General features: G+C 43.2%; 9 protein-coding genes and 1 pseudogene. 7 read left to right on the forward strand and 3 right to left on the reverse strand.

Annotation, left to right across the window (positions count from 1 at the left end):
• The first annotated feature begins 207 nt into the window (after nucleotides 1-207).
• The 3 genes from HMPREF0645_RS09510 to HMPREF0645_RS09520 all read left to right on the forward strand — a co-directional run bounded on the left by HMPREF0645_RS09510 (nucleotide 208) and on the right by HMPREF0645_RS09520 (nucleotide 2276).
• Nucleotides 208-537 (forward strand): DMT family transporter, encoded by a 330-nt coding sequence (locus tag HMPREF0645_RS09510; RefSeq protein WP_007174771.1) that lies wholly within the window; start codon nucleotides 208-210, stop codon nucleotides 535-537.
• Nucleotides 538-746: 209 nt separating this feature from the next.
• A complete protein-coding gene (locus tag HMPREF0645_RS09515; RefSeq protein ID WP_044123555.1) occupies nucleotides 747-1712 on the forward strand; it encodes an IS30 family transposase in 966 nt (321 codons plus the stop codon).
• 84 nt (nucleotides 1713-1796) lie between these two features.
• Nucleotides 1797-2276 (forward strand): Csac_0668 family 2Fe-2S cluster-binding (seleno)protein, encoded by a 480-nt coding sequence (locus HMPREF0645_RS09520; protein WP_000700631.1) that lies wholly within the window; start codon nucleotides 1797-1799, stop codon nucleotides 2274-2276.
• Between the two features lie 324 nt (nucleotides 2277-2600).
• Here the strand turns inward: HMPREF0645_RS09520 and HMPREF0645_RS09525 are convergent.
• Nucleotides 2601-3887: pseudogene (locus HMPREF0645_RS09525) on the reverse strand (copper-translocating P-type ATPase); the annotation flags it as partial.
• A gap of 320 nt (nucleotides 3888-4207) precedes the next feature.
• On the opposite strand from HMPREF0645_RS09525, the gene HMPREF0645_RS09535 reads away from it, so the two are divergent.
• Nucleotides 4208-4828 carry a hypothetical protein gene (locus tag HMPREF0645_RS09535; protein WP_007174775.1) on the forward strand — a complete coding sequence of 207 codons (621 nt, stop codon included), beginning with the start codon at nucleotides 4208-4210 and terminating at the stop codon, nucleotides 4826-4828.
• A 387-nt stretch (nucleotides 4829-5215) separates the two neighbouring features.
• Here HMPREF0645_RS09535 and HMPREF0645_RS09540 read toward each other — a convergent pair whose 3' ends face one another.
• Together HMPREF0645_RS09540 and HMPREF0645_RS09545 are read right to left on the reverse strand one after the other, a co-directional pair.
• Nucleotides 5216-5503: a helix-turn-helix domain-containing protein gene (locus tag HMPREF0645_RS09540; protein ID WP_044123557.1), complete on the reverse strand. Its 288-nt coding sequence runs from the start codon at nucleotides 5501-5503 to the stop codon at nucleotides 5216-5218.
• 5 nt (nucleotides 5504-5508) lie between these two features.
• On the reverse strand, nucleotides 5509-5787 hold the full coding sequence (locus HMPREF0645_RS09545) for a helix-turn-helix domain-containing protein (protein WP_007174777.1): 279 nt from the start codon (nucleotides 5785-5787) through the stop codon (nucleotides 5509-5511).
• A gap of 624 nt (nucleotides 5788-6411) precedes the next feature.
• On the opposite strand from HMPREF0645_RS09545, the gene HMPREF0645_RS09555 reads away from it, so the two are divergent.
• The 3 genes from HMPREF0645_RS09555 to mobV all read left to right on the forward strand — a co-directional run.
• A complete protein-coding gene (locus tag HMPREF0645_RS09555; protein ID WP_007174779.1) occupies nucleotides 6412-7602 on the forward strand; it encodes a VapE domain-containing protein in 1191 nt (396 codons plus the stop codon).
• Nucleotides 7603-7994: 392 nt separating this feature from the next.
• The gene (locus HMPREF0645_RS09560) at nucleotides 7995-8939 is read left to right on the forward strand and encodes a toprim domain-containing protein (protein ID WP_044123558.1); all 945 of its coding nucleotides are present in this window, start codon (nucleotides 7995-7997) and stop codon (nucleotides 8937-8939) included.
• Between the two features lie 334 nt (nucleotides 8940-9273).
• Nucleotides 9274-9685, forward strand: a 412-nt coding sequence (gene mobV / locus HMPREF0645_RS09565) for a MobV family relaxase (RefSeq protein ID WP_007174782.1), incomplete at its 3' end; no start/stop codon positions are given.

Raw genomic sequence — 9685 nt, forward strand, 5'->3', positions numbered from 1 at the left:
TAAGTTGATCAAGAGAAAAACTAGGCTATAAAACTCCCTATGAAGTTTTTTTCCTACATTTGTAACCGTGTTGTACTTGACACTGGAATGTGCGCTTGACATTGGAATGCGCGCTTTTCGGCAATCTCAAATAAAAATTGTACCTTTGCAGACGAAAACGCAGAAGGGTGACGGCGTACACTCGGCTCTTACTTTATTATTTTTACTATGGCTTACTTATTTCTTACACTTGCCATTATTTTAGAAACAGCAGGAACGGTGTGCATAAAACTCTCTGATGGCTTCACAAAGCCGCTACCGGTAGTGGGGACCTGCCTTGCTTACATTGCTTGTTTCTATTTCCTCTCGTTGTCCTTGAAAACTATTCCGTTAGGAATTTCCTATGCAGTGTGGGCTGGGCTGGGAATTGTATTGGGTAATATTATTTCCGTTGTATTTTTCGGGCAAAAATTCGATTTTGCGGCAGGCATCGGCATTACACTCATCCTTGCAGGAGTAGTCGTTCTCAATCTCTTTTCAGCGGCATCTGCGCATTGAGAAGAGGCGGCATGAGTATTTAGGAAAAAGTCGTGAGGTATAAAAGGACTTGCTCCGTATTAGTGGAGCAAGTCCTTTCTGTTTGAGGTGTCTTTACATCAATCTATCCAAACAGGTGAATTATGAGAGTTGTCGGACGGGATAAAAGACGCAAGGCGGACCGTATTGGTGGACAGAAAATAAGTCAACCATTTTCAGGGAACGACACTATGTCAAATCAACTAATCGAAGCACAAAGATACGAAATCTATCTTGGACTTCAAAGGAAATGGAGCAAATCCCGTATAGCAAGGGAAATCGAAGTGTCCTGCTCAACGGTCATCCGTGAAATCAGGCGAAACTCCAAGCCAGACGGCACGTATGTGTGGAAGTATGCACAATCCAAGTGCGAAGCCCGCAAGCACGGCTTTAAAGGCAATCACCGCAAGCCTGAGGACTTATGGTGGCGTGTTGACCGCATGTTAGAGGATGAGGACTGGTCTCCCAGCCAAATTGCAGGCGTGCTCAGACGTGAGGGTATTCACATCGTGAAGCAGACCATCTACAACCACGTCCATGCAGACACCACCGGAAAACTTGCTTCACATATGCCACATAGGCTCAAATACACAAAGAGGAGCAAGGCGTTGCGTCCTACGAAGGCTACCAATATCCCTAACCGTATAAGCATACACCAGAGACCAATGCAGGCTGACGGCACGCGCTTCGGAGACTGGGAACTGGACACTATCGTCGACTCGTACGGTCATGCCATTGTTACCTTAACGGAACGCTCGACTAACTACATTCTCATGGAAAGACTGCCGCAGGGACGGAAGGCGTTACCAACGGCAAAGACCGTGGCAAAATTGCTCTTTCCATATAGGGAATCACTGCTTACCATTACCACTGACAATGGATGTGAGTTTGCCGCACACGAGGAAATAACAAGGCGGCTCAGCATGAATGGAAGAAATCCGGTGGTGGTTTACTTCACCGATTCTTACTCCTCCTGGCAGAAAGGTGCTGTAGAGAACGCAAATAAACTCATTAGAAGGTACATACCAAAAAAGGCAAACTTCAACGATTTCTCTGACCGAAAAATAATGGAAATACAAAAGAAAATAAACAGAAGACCAAGAGAAAAATTAAATTTTGATACCCCTAAATACAAATTCTTCGAAAACTTTCCATAAATTTGCATTTGCTGTTGGACTCTACAAAATTGGTTTTACCTAGTTTAAAAAAGAAATTATAATGAAAATATGGAGGCTAAGAATATGAAGATTAATAATGAATGTTGTTGTGGATGCAAAACAGAAAAGCCGGATCAAATTAAAGACAATTGTCCTGTATGTAATAATGAAGGGATTTCCGTTAGTAAAGTAACTGTTGAACATCTAGTGGTAGATGATTATCGTAATGCTGTTAACGGAGATCAATATAAGATTTGCATGAACGAGGACTGCGACGTTGTTTACTATAACTTAGATAATGAAATAAAATTCTTGAAAGACCAAGTTAGAGTTCCTATCTGGTTTAAGAAAGATGCAGATCCTAAGTATGCTTGTTATTGTAGCGAAGTCACAGAAAATCAGGTAATTGAAGCAGTTGTAAAGCATGGCGCGAAATCCGTAAAAGAAGTAAATGCCATCACTGGGGCAATGAAAAATTCTAATTGTAAAGAAAACAATCCGTTGGGAGTTTGTTGTCATAAGATTATTCAGGAAGCTATCGATAAAGGCTTGAAAATGAAATAATTACAGCCGATATGTTCCTACAAACGAGAGCCAATCTTTGATATGTTTCCATCTACGAGCGTGGATATGTTCCCCATAACCATAGGGGTTGAGACTGTAGTATTGATGTCAAGAAAATAGAATAACAAGCTATAAAACTTATAAAATCAATGGCTTATAGGATTTTAAAAGAAATCAGTTTTATAATAAATTAAAAATCGTGTTGGTAGAAAAATCGTCTACTTCTACCAACACGATTTTACAAAGAGCCAGTACTTACATCTCTTTTTTTCCTGTAAAACTATTGTATCTTGATACTTTAAGGAGTTTCAATCATTCGGTCTGTTAACCGTTATTTTTTGGATCTAAACTTAATAAAATAGCATTAATGGCGACGATGACTGTTGACACAGACATTAGGATTGCTCCTAATGCAGGGCTTAATTTGATACCAATAGGAGCCAAAATTCCTGCAGCTAGAGGGATAGCTATAATGTTATAACCAGCTCCCCAAAAGAGATTTTGTTTCATTTTACGAGTTGTTTTGTGTGCTAATTCAATAAATGATTCAATATCTCCTGGATCAGATTGAGTCAAGATGACATCAGCTGAATCCAACGCCACTTGAGTTCCTGCACCGACTGCTATTCCAACGTCTGCTAAGGCAAGAGAAGGGGCATCATTAACACCGTCACCTACCATGATAACTTTCTTTCCTTCTTCTTTAAGTGTTTTTACTAACTCATATTTGTCTTGTGGAGACTGATTTGATCTATATTCAATCCCTAAGTCTTCTGCCGCTCCTTGAGCTGCTTTTTCATTATCACCTGTTGCCATAATCGGCTCTATATTGTTCTTTTTAAGAACTTTAATTAACTCTTTGCTCGTTGGTTTTAATTCATCCCCTAAAGCTACAGCACCAATAGCATCATCGTTTTCTACTAAGACACTGAGAGTTGCTCCTTTTGGAATATCCATATCCAGATTACGTCCGTAGGCTTTTTGGCTGATTAATTGGTAACTATGGCCCTTGGCTTTGCCTTCTACGCCAGCACCGGAAATCACATCAATTGAATCAAAAGATACTGGACTTATACCTTGCTGCTTAGCGAAGCTTATAATTGATTGAGCAATCGGGTGGCTAGATCCTCCTTCAATACCTGCCAGTAAGGCAATGATTTCCTCTTTATTATATTTGTTATTAAAAAGTTCAACGTCTAATACTTTAAACTCACCAGTTGTTAAAGTACCCGTTTTATCTAAAATCATCACATCTGCATCTTGAGCTATTTCTAAGGCTTGGCGGTCTTTTACTAGTAAGCCACGACTTGCCCCTAAGCTTGTGCTACGAGCGGTGACCAATGGAATAGCTAGACCCAAAGCGTGAGGACAAGCAATAACTAATGTAGTAATAGTAAATATAACTGCCGTTGGCACATCTTCTATAACCATCCATGTTACAAAAGCAATTAGCGCGACAATAACAGCAATATAGAAGAGCCATCCTGCAACCTTTTGAGCAATATTTTCTGCTCTGGAAGGCTGACTTTGAGCTTGGCTGATTAAATTCTGAACTTGAGATATAAAGGATTGATCACCTGTCTCATTCACTTTAATATAAAGAACCCCTTGAACTTTAAGGTTAGAGATCTAATTGGGGTCATCGACCGTCCCAATGTAAACACATACGAAGATCTTGTACACGAAATAGCCAGTATCACACACTTACCTTCCTATCAAGTCAACTTTATCTTAACGTCATGCATAAATAACTATCAGCTTACTTTGGAAGACAAAGATCTCAAACAGCTGAATATCGATATCAGCAAGATTGTGAAAGAGTCTAGCCTTCCTTCTGCGGATAAACAATTATTAATAGATGCCACGAGCATTTCCGCAAACAGCGCACTCTACTGGAAACGCACAACAAACAACTAGCAAAGAGTACGAATATGAGGAGAATAAGACTATTCATCTACATCACGATCATTCTACTCTTACCTTGCAGTGTAGTTACAGCTTTTGCTCAGAAGCAGATCGTCCCTAAAGTTGAAGTCAATGCAAGAGCTGGTGTCGGTGCCTCTCTAACGCCTCAATATGTAAGTCCTGTGGTGTATGATGTGGGTTTGACTGTATTAGGGCGCATTAAGCCCCAGACGTGGGTTGGCGTTGAAGCGTCACTATCTAGTTTTCGCTTCAATATGCCAGCTAACAAACTTTCGCTTAAAAATCCCTACTCTAGTATGCTTTTTGTAGGTCCATCGCTCTTCTATAAGTACGGAGGAGGTAATGGATGGGAAGTAGTAGGAGGTCTCAGTATCGGCTACACTTATCTCTTTCCAAATAAAGACCTGCAAGCCCCATCTTCTGAATATGAGGCTCTATTAAAGGCTCAGCACGGATGTGGGCTGAATTTCTCTAGCGAATTTCGTTACGCCTACCGAAACGTTTCCTACGTTGGATTAGGTTACAAATTCCAAATGAGAGGGCTATTGGTGGGAGAAGCTGGCTCACAGCAGAGACAAGGACTATTCTCTGGAATACCTTTTATATCAGTCGGCTTTAGATTCTAAACTGATGGCTAATTGAAATTGAGTAGGAGGTAAACACTAACCATAGGTGTTTATCTCCTACTCTTGTATTTACCACTTCTCGCACCACCGTACATACGGTTTTCGTGCTCCCTTCTAATTTCTAGGGATGACGAATCATAAATGGAAAGCGAATCCCTATTATGGTACACTGAGAAAGGTCGAAACCAAACGTACTGCAATCGAGCGACTTTTGCTCAATAGCTACGTGAAAGTTGTAAATTCTCACGTGGCTATTTTTATTCTTTACATAGACGAGAATCGTTTCCTCCGAAGTTTCATTTCTACGCAGTTTTTGTCCCTCCCGAGACGATTTGACAATACCACGTGGAGATTGGCTCCGTCTAAGAATTTATATCGGGGGGGCTTTTATCTTCTATAGTTCTCACTCAGTATTCTGTTTATGTCTGAGAGGCGATAGAGAATCTTCCCTGCGATTTGGGTGTAAGGGATAATGTTTTTGTCCCGATAGTCTTGCAGGGTTCGAGGGGAAAGGAACAGTTTTTCGCAAACCTCCCGTCCTGTGAGATAGATTTCACCTTCAAAAAGAGGACGATGAGTTTGAGCGATACTTCTCACTCGATTCGTCAAACCTTTAATGCCAGAGATGAGTTGCTTCATCTCTGGTGTTTCTTTATTGATCGTTTCGTACTCCATAGTCATTAACCTTTACGAGTGTTAGAGTTAGCGAGGAGAGCTTCCACATCCTCACGCTTGTAATAGCATTTATGTCCGATTTGGATAAAGGGCAGCACAGACGAGTCCCGATAGTGCTGCAATGTTCGCTTACTGATGTTCAGTATTCGGTATACATCCCCATTGTGTAATAAGTCAGGGAATTGGGCTGGTGGTGCAAAATGTTCATTGAAACTCTTTGTCAGCTCCTCGATGCACTCTTTCAGTTCCTCCCAAGCGGAGGTGTCAATGGCTGTAAATCTCATTTTGTTGTTGTGTTATTTGCGTTGTTATTACTTTCTGACGCAAAAGTAAGCAGGCTCTTCCATTATTCCTTTAAGCGCAGAGATAGCGGGATATACGAGGAAATATTAGGAGACTGTTGCATAAAGGCGAATCGCTGTGTTGCTTTCGGGATTCGGCTTCGGTCACATACGGAGGTATGCTCCCTTCAGACCTCACCCTCAGCGCCTTGCGCTTCATCCTTTCTGCAAAGTCAAGACAATCTTGCAAGCAAGATTGTGAGACTGTTGACTTTTGCAACAGTCTCATTCGGAAGAGTGGCTCTTGCACACTCTCTGAGATTGTCCATACTTTATTCCATTGCGTCACTAGTTCAAGTAATCACTTCAACCCATGGAAGTAAAGCAAAGCGATCCATAGCAAACGACACACTTTTCGTTAGTGCTATTTGCACACTCATAGAGCCTCTTTTCCTCCATTTGGATTGCGAAAAGGGGCTTTTCGTTGTGCCGTGCCTGAGAAAAGCGATGCACTCTGAAGCAAGAAAATCGTCCTTGTGCTTCTTGCGAAAAAACTCTTCTAACTTGGCTTTAGCTCTCAAAAAGGAGCTAATCATCAAAACAATGTAATACAAAGCAATCCGCACAATGAAGCTAGAAGAAAAGGATAGCCCCTCCAAAAACGACCAAATAGAAGCGTATCTTTCCGCTCAGTACCAGTTTCGGTACAACACTGTGTTACACCGAGCCGAGTATCGTCTACGAGGAGAGGGCGATTACACACCCGTAGACCGCTATCGTATCAACACCCTCAAACGAGTCTTGGACAAGGAAGTCAACATACAGACCTCAACAGATAATCTGTACTGCATTATTGAAAGTGATTTCTCCCCACGTATCAATCCCGTGCAAGACTATTTCCGAGCCTTACCGCTGACGAAAGGTAATGCGGATGCTATCACAACTCTTGCCGACTGCGTGCGAGTAAACAATTCTGAGAAGTGGAAGGAATACCTTACCAAGTGGCTCGTGGCCGTAGTAGCCAATGCTATGGACGACAATCAGTGTCGCAATCACACCTGCCTTGTGCTGACAGGCGAGCAAGGCAAGTTCAAAACGACCTTTCTAGACCTGCTCTGCCCACCAGCTCTATCCGACTACCGCTATACAGGAAAGATATATCCGCAGGAGAAAGATGTACTGAGCCTTATCGGGCAAAATCTCATCATCAACATTGATGACCAGCTCAAAGCCCTCAACAAGCGAGATGAAAACGAACTGAAGAACCTGATTACCTGTCCGCAGGTAAAGTACCGTATGCCTTACGAGAAGCACATTGAGGAGCGCCCCCACTTGGCAAGCTTCGTGGCTTCGGTCAATGGCAACGACTTCCTCACAGACCCTACAGGGAGCAGGCGCTTCCTCCCCTTTGAAGTATTGGCAATAGATATAGACAGTGCTAAAGCGATCCCGATGGATGCTGTTTACGGTGACGCCAAGCGACTACTGCATGAAGGCTTTCGCTATTGGTTCAATGATGAAGAGATTGTTGAGTTGCATAGAAACAGTGAAGCCTTCCAAGTCTATACAGCAGAGATGGAGCTGTTGCTCCGCTACTTCACATTTCCCTCGGAAGCTGAGATGGCTACGAAACGCTTCTACATGACCAATTCGGAGATTGTAGGGTATCTCTCCTGCTATACCCGACAACCTCTCTCTCCCAAACGGATGGGAGAAGCCCTGCGGAAGGCGGGCTATACGAGGGAGTGTCGCAGGATAAATGGCAATCCCGTATATGTCTATGCCGTCCGTAAGATTTACCCCGAGCAACCACCATAGCACTCTGTTATTGCACTTCCTTTGTAATACCCCATTCTCTTTTCTTTCCTATTCTCCTTACTACGTTACTACAACTAAGGATAATACAGTGAAAGAGAAAGGATTACAGAAGACATTCATCTTACGACAGATGTTACTACAATCCTTCTACGCTTCTACAGCTTAATAGAGGACAAGTGGTGTAGACAGATGGTGTAGTAGGATAAACCCCGACAAAGTGTTACACTTTTCTCTTTCACTGTCAATCACTTATCCTAGTGTAGAAACGTAGTAAGATAAAAAGGGGAAAACTCCAAAAAGAGAAAATAGAACATGCGATGAGACTGCAAACAAAGAATACGAAGAATCCGTGAACAATGAATACGAATAATCCAAATCCAAAGACAATAGCAATGAACAACGAATATTACAATCTACAACACCTTAAGGCAATACCAATAGCCGACTATCTGCATACTGCCTATGGTATCGAACCGGCCAAGCGGTACAATGGGTATGCCCTTTATCATGCACCTTACCGAGAAGACTTCAATGCTAGTATGAAGGTAGACTTTCGGGAGAACTTGTGTCACGACTACGGCACAGGTCAAGGCGGAAGCATCATAGACCTTGTGATGCGTATGCAAGGGTGTAGTGCTTATGAAGCAATGAAGCATCTTGCTGGAAAGCGAGAGACAATAGTTGCACCCTCTACCTTTCATCGTGAAGATCACATAGAGCACAGAAGAGATGAGCAGAGAGCAAATAATAGAAGGCATATCCTCTCCATCAGCGATGAATTGCCCTCACATCTGCAACGCTATCTTCGAGAGGTTCGCAAGATAGATCTTGCAGTGGCAAGTGGATATCTCCGTCACATCCACTACGAGGTAGGAGGACGAGAATACTCCGCCATCGGATTTCCCAATCGTTCTGGAGGATATGAGCTTCGGGATGACAACGCATTCAAGGGAACTATTGCGCCAAAGGATATATCTGTCATTGCAGGAGGAGAGGACACAGCCCCTCTCTGCATCTTTGAAGGCTTTATGGATTTCCTTTCCCTTCTTACGATAAACGGAAAAGAAACGGCGCCTTGCCTTGTATTGAACTCGGTCAGCAACATTTCACGAGCCATCGCCTATCTCCAAGAGCAAGACATTGACTCCGTTCGAGCGTTCCTCGATAATGACCCAGTAGGACGGCAAGCACTCCTTACTATCCAATCATCAGGTGTGACCGTAGAGGATATGAGCAGGCACTATGCCCGACACAAAGACCTCAACGAGTTTCTTGTAGCACAACGAGAAGCGCAGAAACAGAAAATAGTCCCTCGAAAAAGGGGGCTTAGACGATAACGCAAAAGAGAGAAATTTCAACAACGGAACAATCGGGTATTCGAAGAGACTAGAGCTGTAAAGCGTATAGATGTGAGCCTTTGTTTCAAGAGTTATGGCACTCCCTTGGAGTTGCAAGTTTGCTGGGGCAAACTTAGAAACAAAGACTCAGTGCATTCAGAGAATGCAAGCACTTCAAGGGCAGGCTGCGGGACAGGGCGGAGCGGGCATTTGGAGAAATGCCATAGCTCATTAGGGCATTTTCTTCACGCTCCACTCCGTTACCGCTAAAAAAGCCCTCCTGAGCCAAGGGGAAGCAGCCCCTTTGGATACCCCCTAAAGCTATATTCAACTTATGGGCTACGCAGTATTACACATAGACAAGGCTCGGGGCAACGACTCGGCAATGAGTGCCCACATAGAGCGTACATTCGTGCCGAACAATGTCGATGCCTCTCGCACGCACCTCAATCGAGACTTGGTGCAATTCCCCGCAAATGTCACCAACCGTACAGAAGCTATTGCACATCGCATAGCAACGGCTGGTATCTACCGAAAGGTTGCGGACAATCAAGTTAAAGCACTTCGTTTCATCCTATCGGGATCACACGAAGATATGCTCCAACTTGAAAGCGATGGACGCTTAGAGGAGTGGTGCAATAGTACGATGCAGTGGCTTTATACCACCTTTGGCAAGGCAAACGTGGTGGCAGCCACACTTCATGCTGATGAAGAGACCCCGCACATACATGCGACAGTTGTTCCGA

The organism is Hallella bergensis DSM 17361, assembly GCF_000160535.1.
GTDB classification, from domain to species: domain Bacteria; phylum Bacteroidota; class Bacteroidia; order Bacteroidales; family Bacteroidaceae; genus Prevotella; species Prevotella bergensis.